Annotated in this window: 16 protein-coding genes and 2 tRNA genes; 5 read left to right on the top strand and 13 right to left on the bottom strand. The window is 68.1% G+C overall.

The window, feature by feature from the left end; genetic code table 11:
• The first annotated feature begins 111 nt into the window (after positions 1-111).
• The 4 genes from ACPXY0_RS18880 to ACPXY0_RS18865 all read left to right on the top strand — a co-directional run bounded on the left by ACPXY0_RS18880 (position 112) and on the right by ACPXY0_RS18865 (position 2,617).
• On the top strand, positions 112-456 hold the full coding sequence (locus ACPXY0_RS18880; RefSeq protein ID WP_423927262.1) for a plasmid mobilization protein: 345 nt from the start codon (positions 112-114) through the stop codon (positions 454-456).
• Positions 453-1,643, top strand: coding sequence for a relaxase/mobilization nuclease domain-containing protein (locus ACPXY0_RS18875; protein WP_423927260.1), 1,191 nt, complete (start codon positions 453-455; stop codon positions 1,641-1,643). Before ACPXY0_RS18880 ends, ACPXY0_RS18875 begins: the two co-directional genes overlap by 4 nt.
• Positions 1,644-1,899: 256 nt before the next feature.
• On the top strand, positions 1,900-2,181 hold the full coding sequence (locus ACPXY0_RS18870) for a hypothetical protein (protein ID WP_423927258.1): 282 nt from the start codon (positions 1,900-1,902) through the stop codon (positions 2,179-2,181).
• Positions 2,132-2,617, top strand: coding sequence for a hypothetical protein (locus ACPXY0_RS18865; protein ID WP_423927256.1), 486 nt, complete (start codon positions 2,132-2,134; stop codon positions 2,615-2,617). Before ACPXY0_RS18870 ends, ACPXY0_RS18865 begins: the two co-directional genes overlap by 50 nt.
• 17 nt (positions 2,618-2,634) lie before the next feature.
• On the opposite strand, the gene ACPXY0_RS18860 is transcribed toward ACPXY0_RS18865, so the two are convergent.
• From ACPXY0_RS18860 to ACPXY0_RS18825, 8 genes are all read right to left on the bottom strand, one after another.
• Positions 2,635-3,957, bottom strand: a complete 1,323-nt coding sequence (locus tag ACPXY0_RS18860) for an IS1182 family transposase (protein ID WP_423926806.1) — start codon at positions 3,955-3,957, stop codon at positions 2,635-2,637.
• A gap of 514 nt (positions 3,958-4,471) precedes the next feature.
• The gene (locus ACPXY0_RS18855; protein ID WP_423927254.1) at positions 4,472-6,586 is read right to left on the bottom strand and encodes a HigA family addiction module antitoxin; all 2,115 of its coding nucleotides are present in this window, start codon (positions 6,584-6,586) and stop codon (positions 4,472-4,474) included.
• Positions 6,587-6,628: 42 nt separating this feature from the next.
• Positions 6,629-6,811 (bottom strand): hypothetical protein, encoded by a 183-nt coding sequence (locus tag ACPXY0_RS18850; protein WP_423927252.1) that lies wholly within the window; start codon positions 6,809-6,811, stop codon positions 6,629-6,631.
• Between the two features lie 244 nt (positions 6,812-7,055).
• Positions 7,056-7,141: transfer RNA gene (locus tag ACPXY0_RS18845), tRNA-Ser, on the bottom strand.
• A 22-nt stretch (positions 7,142-7,163) separates the two neighbouring features.
• Positions 7,164-7,236, bottom strand: a tRNA-Gln gene (locus ACPXY0_RS18840).
• 114 nt (positions 7,237-7,350) lie between these two features.
• The gene (locus ACPXY0_RS18835; RefSeq protein WP_423927250.1) at positions 7,351-7,653 is read right to left on the bottom strand and encodes a hypothetical protein; all 303 of its coding nucleotides are present in this window, start codon (positions 7,651-7,653) and stop codon (positions 7,351-7,353) included.
• A complete protein-coding gene (locus ACPXY0_RS18830; RefSeq protein ID WP_423927248.1) occupies positions 7,650-7,889 on the bottom strand; it encodes a hypothetical protein in 240 nt (79 codons plus the stop codon). Before ACPXY0_RS18830 ends, ACPXY0_RS18835 begins: the two co-directional genes overlap by 4 nt.
• A 68-nt stretch (positions 7,890-7,957) precedes the next feature.
• A complete protein-coding gene (locus tag ACPXY0_RS18825; RefSeq protein ID WP_423927246.1) occupies positions 7,958-8,938 on the bottom strand; it encodes a GntR family transcriptional regulator in 981 nt (326 codons plus the stop codon).
• A 191-nt stretch (positions 8,939-9,129) separates the two neighbouring features.
• Between ACPXY0_RS18825 and ACPXY0_RS18820 the strand changes: the two genes are divergently transcribed.
• Positions 9,130-11,214, top strand: coding sequence for a glycosyltransferase family 39 protein (locus ACPXY0_RS18820; RefSeq protein WP_423927244.1), 2,085 nt, complete (start codon positions 9,130-9,132; stop codon positions 11,212-11,214).
• Between the two features lie 6 nt (positions 11,215-11,220).
• On the opposite strand, the gene polX is transcribed toward ACPXY0_RS18820, so the two are convergent.
• The 5 genes from polX to ACPXY0_RS18795 all read right to left on the bottom strand — a co-directional run bounded on the left by polX (position 11,221) and on the right by ACPXY0_RS18795 (position 20,216).
• The gene (polX, locus tag ACPXY0_RS18815) at positions 11,221-12,981 is read right to left on the bottom strand and encodes a DNA polymerase/3'-5' exonuclease PolX (protein ID WP_423927242.1); all 1,761 of its coding nucleotides are present in this window, start codon (positions 12,979-12,981) and stop codon (positions 11,221-11,223) included.
• Entirely contained in the window at positions 12,981-15,026 is a 2,046-nt protein-coding gene (gene ligA / locus ACPXY0_RS18810; protein ID WP_423927240.1) for an NAD-dependent DNA ligase LigA, read from the bottom strand. The genes polX and ligA overlap by 1 nt, the downstream gene beginning before the upstream one ends.
• A gap of 53 nt (positions 15,027-15,079) precedes the next feature.
• Positions 15,080-15,715: a hypothetical protein gene (locus ACPXY0_RS18805; protein ID WP_423927238.1), complete on the bottom strand. Its 636-nt coding sequence runs from the start codon at positions 15,713-15,715 to the stop codon at positions 15,080-15,082.
• 49 nt (positions 15,716-15,764) lie between these two features.
• Positions 15,765-15,956: a hypothetical protein gene (locus ACPXY0_RS18800; RefSeq protein ID WP_423927236.1), complete on the bottom strand. Its 192-nt coding sequence runs from the start codon at positions 15,954-15,956 to the stop codon at positions 15,765-15,767.
• A gap of 771 nt (positions 15,957-16,727) precedes the next feature.
• Positions 16,728-20,216 carry a TonB family protein gene (locus ACPXY0_RS18795; protein ID WP_423927234.1) on the bottom strand — a complete coding sequence of 1,163 codons (3,489 nt, stop codon included), beginning with the start codon at positions 20,214-20,216 and terminating at the stop codon, positions 16,728-16,730.

The following is a 20,216-nucleotide window of genomic DNA, read 5'->3' as shown; positions in this document are numbered from 1 at the left end:
TGCGGGTCTCCGGGGAGCCAGATGTGTTTTCGCGTTACGAAAACCTCTGGCCGGGGGGCACCCCCGAACCCCCGCAACGACATCCCGCGCGCCGCAAGGAGGCCGCCCGACATGGTCCGTCCCCGGAAGCCCGAGGCCGAACGCCGGAGCCGCACGATCTGCGTGCGCGTCACGACCGCGGAGGCCGCGGCGATCGCCGAGCGGGCCGCGGACGCCGGGCTGACGAAGGGCGCCTACATCCGGCGGAGGACGCTCGGGCAGCCGATCCGCACGGCGGCCGTTCACCGTCTCGGCGCCAGGGAGCGGGTCGAGCTCTACCGGATCGGGGTGAACCTCAACCAAATCGCCCGGGCCCTGAACTCCGGGGCTTCGGCACCGACCGGAACGCTGGAGGCGGTCGAGCGGGTAGGCGAACTGGCGGCCGGTCTCCTGACCGGCGAGGCGCTGGACCGATGATCCCGAAGATCAACGGACTGGGACGCTCGTTCGCCGGAGTCGCTGCCTACTGTCTGCACGATGCCCCGGAGCCGGACGACCGCCGTCCGGAGACCTCGAAGCGGGTCGGGTGGACCGACACGCGGAACCTTGCGACGATCCGGCCGGAGCGGGCCGCGCGGCTGATGGCCGCAACCGCGAAGGCGGCCCCCGACCTCAAGCGGCTCGCGGGCGGGGCGCGCGGCGGACGGAAGCTGGCGAAGCCGGTCCTGCACTACTCGCTCAGCTGGGCAAGGGGCGAGACACCCGACAGGCGGGAGATGAGCCGGGCGGTGGACGGGAGCCTCGAAGCGCTGGGGCTTGAGGGCCACGAGGCGCTGATCGTCGCGCACGACGACACGCGGCACCCGCACGTCCACGTGATCGCCAATCGGGTCGATCCGGAGACCGGGAAGACGGCGACGCTGGGCAACAGCGAGCTCCGGCTGTCGCGCTGGGCCGAGGGCTACGAGCGGGAACAGGGCCGGATCCGGTGCGAGGAGCGGGTCAAGAACAACGCGCGGCGGCGGGCGGGCGAGGAGGTGGTTCGCACCCCGTGGGAGCGGCCGCTTCATTGGGCGCGCTACCGCCGCGAGGGGATGCTGCCCGGGCGGGCGAGGCGGGCGAGGGGGCCGGTCGACGAGGAGCGGGTCGACATGGAGGCTTGGCGGCGCGCCGAGGCGCAGGCTTGGGAAAAGGTCGAGGACCGGCGCTGGCTGGGGTTCTGGCGGCTCGAGAGCCGGGCGCGGAAGGAATGGGCCGAGTTGCACAAGCGGCAGGAGGACACGCGGCGGAGGCTCGACCGCGAGAGCCGCACCGTGCGCGGTCGGCTCCGGATCTGGCGGATCGAGCGCTCGTTGCGAGAGTTGGTCGGGGCGGTCCGGGGCCGGGAGGACTTGGTCGAGGGCTGGCGCGAGGACCTCGACCGTTATCACAAGAGCGAGCGGGCCGCCCTGGGCAAGGCACACGGCGAAAGCGCCCGGCAGATCGAGCGGAAGGTGCGAGAGAACTACCGAAGGGGGTTGCGGGACGCGGAGCGGTGGGCGTGGGAGATGAGAGCACGCCAACCTACATGGGGGCGGGAGCGCGCCCGGACCATAACCCCCATTCCTATCCGACCGCCCCGGCCCCGAGGCCCCGAGCGTGACGGGGGCGGGTTCGAGCGATGACCCTTGATTCGGCATCAAAAACGCGATTTGCTCGAACGCCAGCGTTTCGGCCACGGTGGCGACCTGATGGAGATCCCGCGGCAGCACCTCGACGCCCTCGCGTAGCTGTCCGGCCGCGCGCGGCGTGAGCACGCCGTGCGGGCATTCTGCCCGTGCCATCGCTCCACGGGACATGTCAAGCTAACGTGCGTCAATTACCTCTGCTGGTTAGAGATACGTAGGAATGGCGTTTCGTTCAAACCCCATGCCCAAGACCATGAAGGCCGTCGCCAAGGGCAGCAGAGGCGGCGGTAGTACCAAAGCCATCATTTTCGGAGCCGTAGGAGCCTTCTTCTGCACCGATGTCTACGACAGCTATTGGGAATGGCGCGATTCTGACAACGGCATGCAAGACATGAGCGGGTTGCTCGATTCCAAATCAATCGGCGGGCATTCCCGGGTCGACGGGGGCACCGCCTACATCACCCTTCCTCAAGGAGCAGAGAAGAATGTCGATTCCGAACCCCCATCGCTTCGGCGACCTGGTCACGCCAAATGATATTCTACGGCGCATCGCCAAAGCCGACTGGCTCGCCGATAGCGGGGACGAAGGCACAGCCTACTACTACGGCAGGTTCGTCGCCCTACTCTGCGCCTTCGACATCATGGGTGAACTCATGGACCGGTCTTCCAGAGAGGAGCTGATGCACCGCCTTTCGGCGTGTCACGAGCGTGCGAAGGATCTTGAAGCTTTCTCCGAGGATCGCCGTGTCGAGGAAGCGGGAAACTACTTCCTGCTACTCGCCACACACGTTCAACTAGGAGCCTGCGCCGCAGGAGCGCGGCGGAAGCCATCGGATGCCGCCCGCGGGGTCTCGCGAGCCGAAGTGTCGGTCGTTTTCCGGACGGGAACGCGTTGTAGGCGGGGAGACGGCCCGGCGGGCGGCGTTCGGGCGGGGCCGCGGACCTCTTTTTGTGCCCCGGGGGACGCTTGACACGGATTTTCGGCCCCTCACGCTGCCTGAAGGACGTGGAGGCGCCTCATGTTGAGCGCCAGGCACACGAGGTCCCACTCGCCGCGCACCTTCTCCAAGCCCCGGAGGCTGAACCTCCGGAACCCCATCGCCTCCTTGACCCAGCCCATGGGCGCCTCCGCGATCCACTTGCGCTTGGCGTACACCGCCCGGCCCTCCGGAGCCGCCAGCTTCTTCGCCATGCGCGCCCTCGCCGGCTGCTTCTCCGGGTCGGGCTTGCCGGCCCCCTTGCCCTCCCGGCCCAGCGCTACGTAGCCGTCGATCCCCCGCGCCTCCAGAGCCGCCAGATCCTCCTCGTTACAGTAGCCCGCGTCGGCCAGCACCTGGCCGGGCGTCTCCCCGCACCGCCCGGACACCTCGTCCACCCGTTCCACCAACTGCCCCTGGTCGCTCGCGTTGTCCGTCACCGCCGTCCCCACCACCAGTTGGCTCTCCCCGTCCACCACCGCCTGCGCGTTGTAGCACTGCTGGTAGCCTTCCGTGCTCGTCCGCATGATCCGGCTCTCCGGATCCGTGAAGTTCGTCTGATCCTTCGCCTCCGGCTCCCCGTACGCATGCTTGTACGGCGGCCCCCCCTTCGGGTTGCGGTCCCACTCCGGCTTCCGGCCCCGCGCGTCGTCCCGCTCCCGGGCCTCCGCCTCCAGGCGAGCCTTCGCCGCCCGGATCGCCGCCAGACGGTCCTCCCGGCGCTTCAACTCCTCGGGCAACTCGTCGCCCCGAACGTCCTCCCCGTGGCGCTCGTCCTCCTCCGCGTCGATCGCCTCGGCCGCCGCCAGAAGCTCCGCGATCTCCGCCTCCAGGCGGGCCTCTTCCGGCCCCATCCGCCCATAGCTCATCGCCTTCCGCTTGCTCGCGTTCGCGCGAACCTTCGTCCCGTCCACCGCCACCCGGCCCAGCCCCGCCAGCCCCAGTTCCCGCGCCAGGCGCACCACCTCCGCGAACAACGCCCCGAACGCCTTCAGGTTCTTCTTCCGGAACTCGCACAACGTCCGGTGCGCCGGAAAGTTCCCCGCCGCCAGCATCCTGAGCGCCACGTCCTCCTCCAGACGCCGCGCCAGCTTCCGGGACGAGAACACCCCCGTCGCGTACCCGTACACCAACACCTTCACCATCATCCGAGGATCGTACGGGCTCCGCCGCCGCCCATCCCCTTCGTACCGCGCGTAGAACGGCGACAGGTCCGCCGCGTCCACCAGATCGCTCACATGATGCGCCAAGTGCCCCGCCGGTACCCACTCCCGAAGATCCTGCGGCAGCAGCAGCTGCTGGTCCGGATCGTACGGCCGGAACCTCGTCCTCATCCTCTCCGGATCGTACGGTAGGGACCTCGTCCCCATCGCCACCTCCCCGCGCCGAACGTGAACCGGTCACAGCCCGGCATCACCATAACCATCCGGCACGCGCCGCACCATCGGCTTCTACGGCGCAGGCTCCTAGGTCTCCAAACTAGGCCGCCTTTTCGCCCTCCTCCCTCCGACGGTAGTAGTTGGCATTGAGTTGCGGCCCGACCGTTGACGACATCGCCGGTGCCGATGCGGGTCTCCGGGCCGTGGACGGGAGAGCAACCCCCATCTCGGCATGCCTCGATCAGCACGGGGGCGGATGGCGTGTGCACTCCATCCTCCCCGCCGCTGCGGGGTCGCTCCCGACAAAGCAATCCCTGCGGGAAGGCAGGTGGCCCGATGAGGATCGAAACCCTTGTTATGCTCGGCGCTCCTCTGGGCGCCATGCTCGGCAACGCCATCGCGGCGCCTTCCCCGCCCCTGGCGGCAACTCTGCGGCAACTACGAACCGGTCCGGTGTTCCACAAGGCGATCACCGTCTAGTTCGAGCGTAGCCGAGGTGCGTCTCGTAATCGACTCGCGGCAGATCAAGCAGTGCCGAACGTATCTGCGTCTCTAGCCCCTCCGCGGCGTCAACGGTCGATTCCGCAGATGGCCAGTGTCGGTTCAGATAGGCGACCAGAGCTAGTCGATATACGGAGGAGGCGAGAGAAAGCAGCGGAGGAGCTTGGTCACCAAAAGGAAGAAACTGATCCAGCCCGATCTCGCGCCCATGGACGCTGTCGCCCCGCAGCTTGTACAACCGCAGGAAGACATCCGCCGCGAGTTCTTCCTCGCCGGCGGAGCAGGAGTTTTCCTTGACCAACGCGAGGCAATGGTTCTTGTCTACGTATCCTTCCCCCGGCGCGGCGAGCATCTCCACGGCGGTCGCCCAGCGAATCGAAGTAGACGCCGATTCGCGAGTAGTGTGGTAACTTCTCGACGCCATCCTGAGCGCTTCGACCGCAGCTTCCAGTGATCGAAATAGCCTAGTTGTTGAACGATTTGCCAGACCCTCCCGGTATCTCAACGCCCAAACACGGCCGAGCCGGAGAGCCAAGTGCTCGTCCGTGGAATCCATTTCGCTTTGTCCCAAACCGACGTTGCAGGTCAGGGAAAGATCTCTCCAAGGCAGATGGAATGAATCAAGCGCGGGTGTCGAGATGTCGAGTGCCGAACCATTTGGTCGCAATTCGATGGGATGGTAATCGAACGAATCGGACCACGAAGGCCCGCGCACGCCCCCACCGGGCCATCTGGTCCTAGTCCGCAGGAGCGCGGCGACGGCAACGGAGTTCAAGAATGACATCACGGGCTCCGGGCTCTGGCCCATCCGAGACGCCCGACTCCTCTCCGCAATCAACGCGGCGGGCACGATCGGGTTCCAGCGCCCATCGTGAAACGACTTCACCCAAGAGTCGGCTGCTGCAGACCACTCCAGCGTCTCGACCACACGCTCATCCCTCGCGGATGTCAGCGCGATGCCTTCGAGTCCGAGAGTAAGGCCCAGCTGGGGCGGAAAACCCCACGTCGCCAGATCATCTGGTTCGACCTTGAGGTTGGGAAACAGAAACAGCAGTTCCCATTCCGGAGCGTTGCGGACCACCGACTTGGTTCGTCGCTTCGCGCCCGGGCCTTGGCCAGTCTTCCCGCTGTCCCCGCCGTCTTCGGAACCAGAGGATTTCACGGAGGGTCGGTCGTGCGGAGCCCATCGCTTCGGGTCACCATCTCGCAGCGCTCTTTCGTAGTATCCGTCCGGAAGCAGAACGCCCATGTCGCGCCACTCGCGAATCGCCGCGAATTCCTCCAGCACCTCAAGAAAGTAGTGACCCTCCGCGATTAGCCCGAACGCAAGCATCAAGAGGGCAGTTTCGCGGCGACCCGACCAGATGGTGTGCGATAGGGCGGCCCCGCCCACAACGCCGTTCGCGAATTGCGCCGACCAGCCGTCGCGATCAGGCCAAGAACCCACCGCCAAGCGATGATGCTCCGCGTCGGATCGGTTCCACGCCACGAGATATCTTCCCTGCGGGTAGGGGTGGTGAACGAACCGCGACGCGCCCTCCGCTTGTTCCAGTCCGCCGTGACGGGAGAAGTGATCCGACGGGCGGAACGGCATCCCCAGACGACGCCATGTCGGATGCTCAGCCAAACTGTTGAGTACGGCTTCGACCGGCACCCCTTCGCAAACCAGCGACATCCCGAGGCCAACGAGGGCGGCGCCACGCTTCTTCGGCGTCAGGCGACCGAAGTCCGGGGCGACCTGCCGCAGGTGCCCCCGCGACGGCCCTGCGGATTCTCCATCTTTGCGCCACGCCATCAAATACTCGAGCTGCGGGGCGTCCAGCTTCCCCTGCGGATCCGTGATGCCACGAGTGGCCGCAAGATCATGTGCAGCCTGCAAATCGAGCCAAAACTCGGCGTCCGCCCATCCAATCTCTTCCAATCGAATCGCCATGTCCGGCGAAACCGATGCCCAGCCGTTCAAGATTCTTGATAGCGTGGGTCGCGCCACGCCCAACAGTTCTGCACTCCGATGCACCGTCAGTTCATGTGCTTCCAAGTACTTCTTCAGAGTAGCACCAGGGTGGCCCTTGTCCTTAGCCATTCTCCGTCCTCATTCCGTAGTGTCGTAAGGACAACGCTACGGTCAAATCGGACGCTCGTCAACAAGAATGGCGAAGCCCTCAATCGCGTATGCGAGGCCCGACACGAGGGCCACCGTGCAGAGGATGGCGAAGACGAAGTCAGTCACCGCGGTGTCCTTGATCAGGATCAGCGCCGAATAGGCCATTGTCGCAGGCACGCTGAAGAAGCCAAGGGAGAGCTTCACGGCCTGGGTCGCCCTCCGCATGGGCGCCGAACCCGCCACCCGCCCCCCGGCGAAGGCTGCGAGAGCGAGAAGATTAGCGTGTGCGCGACGAGGGGGGAGAGCCCCAGTCCCTCAGATAGGTTCCCGCGCACCACGTTGGCGTCCCGGATCTTCTCGCCTGAGAAATGGGACTTATTGTGGGACACGACACAGAAAGAGACTACGTAAAACGAAATGAAATATGACGTTATGCGATCTTATGAAGCGGAGGGGGTGGGATTCGAACCCACGAGACTCTTTCGAGTCAACGCCTTAGCAGGGCGCCGCCTTAAGCCACTCGGCCACCCCTCCGCGTCCTGCGTCGTCCTCTCGATTGGCCCGCCAGGACTCGAACCTGGAATCTTCTGGTCCAGAGCCAGACGTGTTGCCAATTCCACCACGGGCCAACGTGCGTATCGCTCTCGGGTCCGGCACCAAGGTGCCCGGGGGAGCGACACGGACCATCGATAATATGCGCGCGGCTGCCAGCCTTCAAGGTTCGGTTGGCCCCGGGCGGTCCCTTACGGCGTGTTGTCCGTCTCCACCGTCTCGGCGGCCGCCCGCCGTTCGGCTTCCCTGGCGGCGGCAGCGGAGGTCCTGAAGCCGGGACCGGTTCGCTCGGGGTTCTTTTCCGAGGCAGACACGACGTACCAGCGGTCGGCCCGGTCGTCGGCCCGGTCCATGTAGTGGCCGCGCACGAGCCGGTATCCGGCGATGTCGGCCCGGAAGCGATGCGCCCTCAGAATGACGCCGCGGTCGAAATCGCCGGGCAGGTCGCGGTCCAAGTTGCGGTGAGAGTCGCGGTTAAGGCCCCGGTCGCTCACTCTTCTAACCCAGAGTCTGCTTCCGCGGATGACATCCTTACGCGAACCTCACAGGATTTCCTTATGAACGGAACGCCGCGGCAGATAGTCGTCGTCACGCGGGCATGGCCTTCGGCATAGTCCTCCGGATAGTGCGTACGCGTCCTCGTGAATATGGCCGGGAAGCCGGGGAGTCCGGCGAGGCCATCGAGAACCAGCAGGGCCAGAATGATCAACCAGACTTGCCTCTTCTTCATGATGCCCGGACCTCCGTGGCACGGTGGGATCCTTCTGTTCTGAATTTACGCGTGAAAGACGGCAACGGCTATGGCCTCCGCGGTTCGGCTTCGGCTCTCGAGAGATAGCGGTCCAGCCGCTCCAGCTCCCGGGGCGGAACGAGTCTGATGGGCATCGCGGGGACGGAGATCGGCCTCACGTAGGGGAGCGCCAGGCGATCGTGGAAGACGACCGCCGCCGCAGACAGGGCGCGCTCGGCAGCCTGACGGTCGCGGGCGGGGTCCAGGGCCGTGAAGCTGATTCCGCGGGCGAAGTCGCGGGCGGCAAGTTCGGCCCCAAAGACCCGCACGGTCTCGCTCCGGGAGAGGAGGACGACCAGCCCCCGCCGCAGACGACGCCGCACGAACTCGCGTTCGGATGTTCCTCCGGCCAGCGCGAGGGGCAGGCACTCGACGCGGTACGCCCGGCGGATCCGCGGGAGGAGTTCGCGCCGAACGATCACTGGAACGCCCGCACGCACGAGGCGCGTCGAACCGGTCGCGTGGACATGGACCCGGCACGTTGCCTCCAACTCCGTGGCGAGCAGGGCTCTGAGACCTGCCCGTGGTTCCCAGAGGGTGACGCGGCGCGCATCCGCATCGCCCGCACCTCGCACGATCCGTTCCAGTTCCCGCAGGAGCTCCCAACGCGAGAGCCCCCCCGCGTGCGCGCCCCGGAGCAGCGCAAGCGTCGCCTGACGGGCCGTCGGGCGGGTCGGCGCTGCGCTGAAGTGCCGGGCCGCACTCCTCCCACCCGCCTCCGGCCAGTCGCGAAACGGCCCGATCGCGGCACGGGGACGCTGCCCGCTGTGCAACTCGATGAGATTCCGCCGACGCAGCCGCGCCAGGGCCGCCCCGACCGTCCCGCGATCCACGCCAAGAAGGCGCGCCAGATCACGTGACGATGGGAGATGGGCTCCGGGCCTGACCTGCCCATCCCGGATCCCGGCCTCGAGATCCGCGGCGAGTTGCCTGCGAAGCGGGATGTAGTGGTCCCTCGCGAGCGGGTGGAGCCCGCATCCACCGGTCATGCGCCACCCTCCTTGGTCGAAATCCGTCGGTGCCGGTTTCCCTCGCCGCCATTCTAGGGACGGGTTTCAACGGAGGATCAACGCGAGGTCGCCCCGGGTTGAGGTCGGGTTCACCAACGGCGGGAAACTGACGGAAGGAGGCGAAGGAAGAGGAATGGACACGCTGGCGACGCGGGTCCGGGGAGGGGAAGATGACACGCGTAACGGATGCCGGGGATCTGGCGAAGCGGGTCGCGGGTGGGCTGTTTCTGGTCGTCCCGTTCATGCCTCTGCGGCTTCTGTTCGACGATCCGCCGGGCAGTTCAGGGCTGCCAGGTCCCGGGGAATGGATGCTCGGCCTCCTCGTCTGTGCGGGGGTCGCGTGGCTGGCCAGCCGACGGTTTCCGCTGGCGGTGGAACGGTCGGCCGACGCTCTCGCCGGTGTGCCCCGGTTCCCGCCCTTCCCGGCGTTCCTCCTGGCCGTGCTGGCGGCCCTCGCCGCGCTGCTGACGGCCACCAGCCTCGCGGCCTTCTCGCGCCGGCCCCTCCTCGTCGACACGATTGCCCAACTCTTCCAGGCGAAGATCTTCGCTGGCGGCGTCGCCTGGGTTCCCGCTCCCGAACTCGGCGCCTTTTTCGCGACGCAGCACATGGTCTCCGACGCGGGGAGGTGGTACGCGCAGTACCCACCCGGGCACCCGGCGGCGCTGGCGATCGGCGTGTGGGCCGGGGCGCCGTGGCTGGTCCCGATTCTCTTCTCGCTCCTCTCCGCCTGGCTCGTGATCGACACCGCTCGGCACATCTTCGGCGAGGCGGTGGGACGCGTGACTGCGGTCCTCCTCGTCCTGGCGCCGTTCTTCTGGTTCATGGGGGCAAGCCACATGAACCACGTGTCCTCGCACCTGCATATCTCGCTCTTTCTGTGGTGCTTCGCGCGCTGGGCGGGGACGGGGCCACGGCCCAGGGTTGGGGACGCGGCCCCCCGCGGTTGGATCCTCGCGGCGGGGCTGGCGCTGGGCGCGGCGTTCGTCACCCGTCCTCTTACCGCGCTGGCGGTGGGCGGGGCCCTGGCGCTGCCGGCGCTCAGGCTGGCGGCGCCCTGCCGCTGGTCGACGGCCCTCCTTGGGGCGGGCGGCTTCCTCGGCATCGCCTCGCTCTACGCGATCTTCAACGCTGCGACGACCGGCGACCCGCTCACACCCGGCTATCTCCGGCTGTGGGGGGAGTCACACGGCCTCGGCTTCCACCTCTCCCCCTGGGGCGAACTCCATACCCCTCTCGCAGGTCTCCGCAACGAACTCATCGACCTTGGCCTCCTGCAGGCCTTCCTGTTCGAAGGGCCGATCCCCGCCCTCGCCCCGCTCGGCATCTTTCTCGCGGCCGGCTGGTCTTCCGCGACAAGGTCCGAGACCTGCTCCGGCGCGGGCGTGCGAGCGGACCCTTCGATCGCGCGCTGGGACGGCCGGCTTCTCGGGGCTTTCCTCGCCATCCCGGCGGCCCACTTCTTCTACTGGCACCGCGACGCGTTCCTCGGGCCGCGCTTTCTCTATGAGGGTCTCCCCTTCCTCCTCCCCCTCCTCGCGCGCTCGCTCCTGGAACTACGCCGACATCTCTCGGGCCGTCGTCCGGCATGGCTGGGAAGCGTCGATCTCGGGACTCTGACCACGGCGCTCATCGGGGCCGCCTTCCTCTATTCGCTCGCGTTCGGGATCCCGCAGCGATTCCGCACCTACGCGACGAATCTCGGGAGCCTGAAGCGGGATCTGACCGCGGAAGCCCGGCAGGCGGGTATCGAGCGGGGCCTGATCTTCGTGAAGGTGAGCTGGGGGAACCGGCTCATCGCCCGCGCGCGGGGGGCGGGCGCCAGCGCCTCCATCGCCGAGCGCGCGTACCGGCGTTCCGATCACTGCGAACTCGAACTCGTCCTGCGGGAGGCGGAAACCGAAGGCTGGAGCGGGGCCCGCCTCGACCGGACACTGGTCTCCCTCTTCCGCTCGGCGGACGAACTGGCGCGATTCCGGCTCAACGGCGATCCGACGCTCCGCTTCGCCCCCGAGCGTCCGTTGGCCGAGGTTTGCGTACACGAACTCCTGTACGATCGCGACGGCCGGGACGTGATGCCGGCCACGCCCTCGTACACGAACTATTCCCCCCACCTCCCGGCGAACGCCCCGGACCTGGAGGGGCCGCTGATCTTCGCCCGGGACCTGCGCGATCAGAACCACCGGCTGCGGGCTCGGTATCCGGACCTGCCGGCGTATCTCTATCGGGACGGGACTTTCGTTCGCCTCCCGTAGCCGGCGTCAGCCGAGGCCCGCGAGGAAGCCGTCGACGCCGTGCGTGTTGAGGATGTGTTCGGGGGTGAGCCACGCGCGGCGCGCCTGCTCGATCCCGTAGCGCGCGAGGTCGAGTTCGTCGGGACGGTGCGCGTCCGTGGTCACGACGACGGGCACCCCCAGTTCGCGGGCGCGCCACAGGTGGGTGTCCTTGAGATCCAGCCGGTTCGGGTGCGAGTTGACCTCCACCGCGACCCCGAACTCCGCGCAGGCGTGGAGGATGTCGTCGATGTCGACGTCGATCGGACCCCTGCGGTTGAGGATGCGGCCGGTGGGGTGGCCGAAGATCATCGAACGAGGGTGGGACAGCGCCTTCAGCACGCGCGCCGTCTGCCGCGCCCGCTCCAGTCCGAAGAAGGAGTGGACCGAGATGATGACGATGTCGAGCCCTTCGAGCATCTCGTCCTCGAGATCGAGCGAGCCGTCCCGGAGGATGTCGACCTCCATCCCCCTGAGGATCCGGATCTCGGGGTGCGCGGCCTGCACCTGTTCGATCTCCTCCCACTGGCGACGGAGCTTGGCGGCGTCGAGGCCCTCGACCATGGCGAGTGCCTTCGAGTGGTCCGTGATCGCCATGTACTCGTACCCGCGCGCCGCGCAGGCCGCGACCATCGCCTCGAGCGAGACCCGGCCGTCGGACCAGGTGCTGTGCATGTGCACGTCGCCACGCAGGTCCGAGCGCTCGACGAGGTGCGGGAGCGCGCCCGCGTCGGAGGCGGCGAACTCCCCGCGGTCCGTGCGGAGTTCGGGCGGAATCCAGGCGAGATCCAGCACTCGATAGACCTCCTCCTCGCTGGCGCCGGCGACCACCGCGCCTTCCGAGGCGACGCCCCGCTCCCCGAGGCGGTCGCTGACCGACTCGTCGGGGATCTCGAATACGCCGTACTCCGACACGCGCAGCTTTCGATCGAGGGCGCGGCGCCGGAGCCTGATGTTGTGCTCCTTCGATCCCGTGAAATAGACGAGCGCCGCGCCCCAGCTCTCGGGCGGCACCACGCGCAGGTCGACCTGCAATCCGCTCCGCAGCCGGACCGAGGTCTTGGTTCCGCCGGCCCCGATCACGCTCTCCACGCCGGAGAAGCCCACGAGGGCGTCCGAGGCGGCGCGCGCGTCCTCGGCCAGGACGAGGATGTCGATGTCGCCCACCGTTTCCTTGCGGCGGCGATAGCTCCCGGCGACCTCCAGCCGCGTGATGCCGGGCGTCTCCCGCAGATGTTCGATCAGCGGCGGGAGCAGCTCATCCACCTCACCGAGCCGGAAGCGCGCGGTGTTCGTCCGGTAGTTGCGGATCCCCCGGATGATCAGGTCCTGCGTCTTGAGTCCGAAGCCGGCGAGTTCGGCGACGCGCCCCTCCTTCGCGACCTCCTCGAGATCCTCGATCGACTCGACGCCCAGTTCGTCCCACAGCTTCCGCGCCTTCTTCGGACCGACCCCCGGCAGCCGCATCAGATGGACGAGGCCCGGAGGGATCTCGGCGGCGAGCTCGTCGAGCATCGCGAGGCGGCCGCTCTCCACGAGTTCGCGGACGTTGTCGGCCATCCCCTTCCCGATCGACGGGAGGTCGGTGAGGTCGGCGCCCTGCTCGACGAGCTTCCGCAGGGGCGAGGCGTGCGCGTTGATCGTGCGCACCGCGTTGCGATACGCCCGGATGCGGAACGGATTCGCCTGCTGGATTTCAAGGAGGTCGGCCACCTCGTCGAGGACGCGGACGATCTCAATGTTCTCCATCAGGACTCGCCGGGCTCCCCTGCCCCGCCGGCGTCGGCCGGCCCACCGCTCAGAAGCACGAGGAGGCCCGCCTCGTCGAGGACTTCGACGCCGAGCGCCTGCGCCCGTTCCAGCTTGCGGCCCGGGTTTTCTCCCGCCACGACGTAGCTCGTCTGCTTGCTCACCAAGGATGTGACCTTCGCACCCTGGGCTTCGAGCCGTTTCCCCGCCTCGCTCCGGCTCATCGTCTCCAGCCCTCCGGTGAGGACGATCCGAAGTCCGGCCAGCGCGTCCCCGCTCCGGGGCGGCGGCACCGGATCGATGAACCCGCGCAGGTCGTCGACGATCGCGGACACGACGGGCCGGGCCAGGAAGCTGGTGATCTGCTCCGCCATCCGGGGGCCGATCCCGTCCACCGTCTGGAGCGTCTCCTCGTCAGCGGAGCGAAACTCCTCGAACGAGCGGAAGTGCGAGGCGAGTTCCCGCGCCACCGTCACCCCGACCTCGGGGATCCCGAGGCCGTAGATGAAGCGCGCGAGTTCGGTTCGGCGCGCGGCGGCGATCGCCTCGACGAGGTTCGTGGCGGACTTCTCGGCGAAGCCCTCCAGCTCCATCAGCGTCTCCGCCTCCAGCTCGAACAGCTGCGGCAGGTGGTCGATCAGGCCCTGCCGGACGAGAAGGTTGGCGGTCTCCTCCCCCAGGCCCTCGATGTCGAGGGCGTGGCGGGAGCCGAGGTGCTGGATGCGTCCGGCCAGCTGCGCGGGACAGGCGAACAGGTTGGGGCAGAACGTGTAGGGGCCGCGCGGCTCCAGCCCGGTCCCGCACGACGGACATTCGGCGGGCATGACCCACGGCTCCGCCCGCTCGCGCCCCGGCTCCTCGATCCGCTCCAGCACCTGCGGGATCACGTCGCCCGCCCGCTGCACGCGCACCCGGTCCCCCTCGCGGATGTCCTTGCGCGCGACCTCCTCCCGGTTGTGGAGGTTCGCCCGGCTCACCGTCACGCCGCCCAGCTCCACCGGCCGCATGAACGCGATCGGGGTCACGACGCCCGTCCGCCCCACGCTGGGGAAGATGTGGAGGAGCCGCGTCACCTCCTTGCGCGGAGGGAACTTGAGCGCGAACGCCCAGCGCGGGTGGTGCGACGTCTCCCCGACTTCGTCGCGGGCGGCCATGTCATCGAGCTTGACGACGATGCCGTCGATTTCGTAGTCGAGGTCGTCGCGGCCCTCCTCCAGTTCCGCGTGGAAGGCGAGGATATCCTCCACGCCGGCCGCGGGCCGGCAGCGTTCGTTGACGGGCAGCCCCCAATCACGGAGCGCCTCGAGCGTCTCCCATTGCCTGGGCGGCGTCCGTCCGTCGATCGCGAGGATGTCGTAGACGTAGATGTCGAGCGGGCGGGCGGCGGTGATCCGGGGGTCCAGCTGCCGCAGCGATCCGGCCGCCGCGTTGCGCGGGTTCGCGAACGGGGGGCGGTCGCTCTCCAGCAGGCGGGCGTTCAGGGCCTCGAAGGCGCCCAGTCGCATGATCACCTCGGCCCGCAGCGCCAGGAACGCCGGCACCTCGCGGTCGGCGTCACGGAGCCGGAGCGGCACCGAGTGGATCGTGCGGGCGTTCTCCGTCACGCCCTCGCCGCGGACCCCGTCCCCCCGCGTCACCGCCCGCGCCAGGAGGCCGTCCTCATACACGAGTTCGATCGAGGCGCCGTCCAGCTTGGGCTCGACGACGTAGATCACGTCGTCCCCCAGCGCCTTCCGCATGCGCTCGTCGAAACGCTGCAGCGGCTCCAATTCGGCAGACGAATCGAGACTCAGCATGGGCGCCGCGTGCTCGAGCGTCTCGAACGCGTCGAGCGGTTCGGCCCCCACGCGCTGCGTCGGCGAGTCTGGAGTGACGAGCTCCGGGTGTGCCTCTTCCAGCGCCTTCAGTTCGCGGAACAGCTCGTCGAACCGCTCGTCCGAGATCTCCGGCTCGTTGCGGACGTAGTAGAGGTATGAGTGGTGGCGAAGTGCCTCGCGCAACTCGCGGGCCCGCCTCTCGGGACCCCCGGGACTCGAATCGCTCATGGTGCCGAAGCTATCCCCGCCGCCGGCCGCGAAACAGAACTCCGAGCGCGCTTTCAGAACCGCCAGCCGGCGACCGCCCCCCACATCACATAGCCGTCGGCCAGCGTGTTGAGAGCGGCGAAGGGCCGCGCGAACGCTCCTCTGAACTCGAAGGTGACCCCACCTCGGATCATGGCGCTGTACTCCCTGCGATCGAAGCCGATATCCCCGTATACGACTTCGACGAGGCTGCTCTCCATGCCCGCGATCAGGTTGGGAATGATCTCCAGACCGGATCCCGCTCTGGTCAGGCGGTGCCCGAGGGCCAGCCCAATCCCCCAGTTGAGACCACTCGCGTCGCCGATTACACCACGGTCGCGGAACGGGACGCCCTCGAAGCCTGCCGTCGCCACCGGGCACAACGAGACCCCGTCATAGGGAAGCCGCACGGCCAGGTCCGTCCGGACAAAGACGAAGTCGGATCGTGCCCCGGATTCGTGCTTTCGGGAGAAGCTCAGGAGCTGGCCGGTCGCGGACACCTCCCCGCGACTGAAGCCGACCGCTGCTCCGAACCCATTGTCGTTGTTGGACTTCTGATGCCTCACGGCTGCCGCGGGCCCCAGGAAACTGTTCCCGCCGAACCCGAGGCAGGCTTGGGCACCGAGGGAGGCCGGTGTCGCGAGCCCCGGCAGGGCCAGCCACACCAGCATGTGTAGTACGGACCTCGGCGAGGGAACGGGCCGGCGTTCGCGACGGGGGTCAGAAGGTGACGCCAAGGAGGGCTCCTGCCAGCAGATAGCTGTCGTCGGCGGTGGTGAACGCGGCGTACGGTCGAACGAGGATCCTTCCGATTTCAACCGTGATGCCGCCCCGGATCACGGCGCTGACTTCCCGGCCCCCTTCCACGATATCGTCGTAGAGCCGATCCACCGCGTAGTTCTCGACGCTCACGATCAGCGAAGGAATGAGCGCGAAGCCGGAGCCCGGTGCGCTGAACCGCCTTCCCCACGGCCACGCCGCCCCCGTAGATGGTTTCGCTCTTGTAGGGGAGGTCGGAGAAGTTTCTCGACAGGACGCCTCCGGTACCTACGGTGACGACCGGGCACACCGATAGCAGCGGGATCGGAAGCTTCAGGGCGACGTTCGCCCGTGCATCCTCGAAGTCGAAGTCCTGGTTGAACTCGTCAGCCCCCGAGAATTTCAGGAAGCGACCCGTCGCGGCCACCGGGCCCAGGTCGAGCCCGGCCGCACCTCCGATGCCCCGCGTGTCATCGGACCCTTCGCGACACACCGCTCCGGAGCCACTCACGAACCCGGTGCCGCTGAACCCGACGCATGCCTGTGCCCCAAGTGCGGACGGGGTCACCGAACCCACCAGGGCCAACCCCACCACCCATCGCTTCGCCACTCCCTGGCCTGTTCGGCAATTCGGTGACCCCGTCTGCATGTTCTGTCTCCGTCGCGCGGTGTAAGACATGGCGGGACCAGGACCTCGCTCCCGATGATGACCGCATTGCTCCTACCCCGGAAGCCGGGCCGGGTTCTCTCAGGAAGGTCGCAAGCAGGAGGTGGGCGAAGACCGATGTACTGGCCGAGTGATGGGCGGTCGTAGAGCCGGCGGGAGTGGCTGGACCGAGCCGCAGCGTTTGCCCGTTCCCTTCCGCCCAAGTGATCAGGGCGCGGCGCGTTGCGCCGCCGCGGCCAGCTTCGCGCCGCGCCTTACTATCTTACCTCGAAGGTGAACCATTGGCTGACCCACACGGCGCTTGGCTGGTCGTCGCTCCTCGCGGGATCGAAACGCATCCCCCTCGCGACGGCCAGGGCGGCACGATCCAACGCCTCGTTGCCGCTGGACGTCTTCAGCGTTCGACGTTGGACGACCCCTGACTCGTTCACGTTTAACCACACCTCAATTCGGCCGCTGATGCCCGCGGCCCTGAGGTCGGCCGGATAGAACGCCACCAGCAGGCGCTGTACTTCGCGGGTATTCCTGAGTACGGGCAGCGTGTCGACCGGGATCTCGCGGGGTGGCAGGCCCGCCAGCTCCAGCAGCTCATCGAGCGCATCCGCCGCGGCACTGTCCCGGGCCCGCACCGCCTCCACCTCTGCGCGGACTTGCCGGAGCCTCCGCTGCTGGTCGTCGGACGGGCCCGAGAGCGAGCCGGTCGTCGATGGACCGCCGTCGAACTTGCCCCGGAGACCAGTCCACCAGTTTCGGATGTCGCCGTTGATGGAGCGCCAGTCGTCGGCGAGCCCCTCGATCTCGGCCATGAGTTCGCGGGCGCGCTCGAGAGCGTCCGCTGACGCATCCGACGCGCCTTCCAACGCCTCGAGTGCATCGGAGGCCTGGCGCTCATAAGCATAGGCATCGCTGCCGCTCGCGTACGCCGAACTCTGCAGCCCGAAGAGGGCCATCGTGAAGTCGTATCGGGCTCTGCGTTCCTCGGCCGAGACCGGCAACTCCGGATCGGGGCGCACTTCGAGCAGTTGTTCGTGCGTCTCGGCGCCAGCGGTCACGCGCACGGTGAACGTCCCGGGCAGAACGAGCGGGCCCTCTGGGCCAGCGTCCAGATTGGGCACTTCGTACCGCGTGGTGTCGTGTTCCAGCGGATCATGCCGCAAATCCCACGTGATCCGGTTGAGGCCGGCTGCACCCGGGCCTTCGAGCCTGCGGATGTCCTGTCCGACATGGTCCAGCACATCGATCGAGACAGTGCCCTGCGTCTCCATGGGGAGCCAGTAGTCGATGTTGGCGCCGAATGCGGGGTTTTCCGCACGGAACGACCCCTGGCCCATAGAGGGCACGTCGTTGCGATACAGGAAGAGTGTCGCCGGGCGCGGAGCGAAGAGTTGCATCGGGTCCCCGGCCGAGGCCGACCCCTGCGAGAGCGGCGTGATGTCGTCGAGGATCCAGATCGCACGGCCGTGCGTGCCCAGGACGACGTCGTTCTCGCGCGGGTGGATCTCGATGTCGTCGACCGGGACCGCCGGCAGCCCCGAGCCGAGCGGGGCCCAGTCCGCCCCCCGGTCCAGCGACGCAAAGGCGCCGTTCTCCGCTCCGACCAACAGCAGATCCGGGTTGTCCGGATGCTCGCGGATCACGTTCACGCTCGCCATCCCGCCGCCCGTCGCCCGACCGGTGACGGTCACCGCCGACGCGCGGCTCAGCCCGTCCGCCAGCGACCGCCACGTGGCGCCGTAGTCCTCCGTCGCCACCGCGTGCGGGCCGTAGTCGTTATCCCAGTGGCCGTCGAGGCTCACGTAGGCGCGGCCCGCCTCCGCGTGCGAGGTCTCGACCCAGCTCACGTAGTACGGGAACGGGAGCCCCGCCGCCGCGGCCACCCGCTCGGTCAGATCCTCCCAGCTCGCGCCGTCGTCCCGGCTCAGGCGCACCGAGCCGTCGTCCGCGCCGATCCACAGCACCCCCGCCTCGACCGGTGACTCCGCCACCGTCGTGATCTCCCCGTACCCCGACGCCCCGTCATGCTTCGAGAGCGTCGTCGAGTCCGGACGCGCCCCCATGATCTCCAGGCTGTCCTGATGCAGCTGGCGCGTGAGGTCCTCGGTCACGCGCCAGCTCTCCCCGCGGTCGTCCGAGATGAACAGCCGGTTCCCGCCCAGGTACACCCGCGCCGCGTCGTGCGGCGACACGAGGATCGGCGACTTCCAGTCGAAGCGATATTCGACCGTCGAGTCCGGCGGGAAGGGCTTGAGCGCCTTGCGGTCCCCCGTGGCCAGGTTCACGCGCACGATCCCCGCGTTCTGCGACGTCACGTACACCGTCCCGAGGTCCCCCCAGTCCGTCTCCGCGTACATCCCGTCGCCGTAGTCGAGAACCTGCCAGTCGCGGTTCATGATCCCCTGATAGCGGCGCGTGCGGCTGGGACCCCTGTAGGAGTTGTTGTCCTGCAGGCCGCCGTAGACGTAGTACGGGTCCGCGAGATCCAGATCGACGTCGTAGAACTGGGCGACGGGGATATTCCCGATGAACGTCCAGCGGTCCCCGTCGTCCCACGTCGAATAGAGCCCGCCGTCGTTCCCCAGGATCATGTGGCGCGAGTCCTCGGGGTCGATCCACAGGTCGTGGTGGTCCACGTGGACGCCGGTGTTGTACTCGACCTCCATGGGCAGCGCCTCGAAGTTGTCGCCGCCGTCCGTGGAGCGGTGCAAGCTCCCCGCCACGAGCCAGACCCGCGCCTCGTCGTTGGGGTCGATGCGGAGTTGGCTGTAGTACATCGGACGCTGGTTGAGTTCGTTGACCCGCGTCCACGTCTCACCGTAGTCGCGGGAGGTGAAGATGCCGCCCTCCTCGGCCTCCACCACGGCCATGACGAGGGCGGGATCCTGCGCGGAGACCGCGAGCCCGATGCGTCCCTTGTCGCCTTCCGGCAGGCCCTCGGTCACCTCCGCCCATGAGTCGCCGCCGTCCGTCGACTTGTAGAGGCCGCTTCCGGGCCCGCCGCCCGCGAACCCCCACGCCCGCCGCCGCCGCTGGTACGCCGCCGCGTAGAGCATCGACGGGTCCGCCGGATTGAGGGCGAGATCCACGAAACCCGTGTCGTCGTCGATGTGGAGGACCATCTCCCACGTCTCGCCGCGGTCGGTCGTCCGGTACACGCCCCGCTCGGGGTTGGGGCCGAACAGGTGCCCCAGCGCCGCGACCCACACGATGTCCGGGTTCGCCGGATGGACGACGATCCGTCCAATGTGCCGCGTCTCCTCGAGTCCGGCCAGGCGCCACGTCTCGCCGCCGTCGGACGAGTGGTACACGCCCTCGCCCCACGGCGAACTGTTGCGGTTGTTCGGCTCGCCGGTGCCGACCCAGATCTCCAGTGGGTCCGAGGGGGCGAGCGCGATGTCGCCCACGGACAGGTTCGCCGCGTCGTCGAAGATCGGCTCCCACGTCGTCCCGTGGTTGACGCTCTCCCAGACACCGCCCGAGGCGGCGCCCACGTAGATGTGCGACTGCGTCCCGGGGACGATCTCCACGTCCGAGATGCGACCGCCAGAAATGGCCGGACCGATCAGCCTCCAGGTCAGCCCCGCCGCAATCCGCTCGACGGACTGCGCGGCGCCGGTCGGCGAGCCCGGGGATTGGGCCTCCGCGCGCGGGGGCAAAGCCAGGAGCGCGACTCCCAGCGCCCCCAGCGACACGACCGTGCGCGGCGAAACAGCACTGCGGGCCGGAGCCCGGACAGGACGGATCGTCAT

Origin of the sequence: Candidatus Palauibacter sp. (assembly GCF_965237495.1) — a bacterium.
Taxonomy (GTDB): domain Bacteria; phylum Gemmatimonadota; class Gemmatimonadetes; order Palauibacterales; family Palauibacteraceae; genus Palauibacter.
This window is presented reverse-complemented; position numbering and strand designations above follow the sequence as displayed.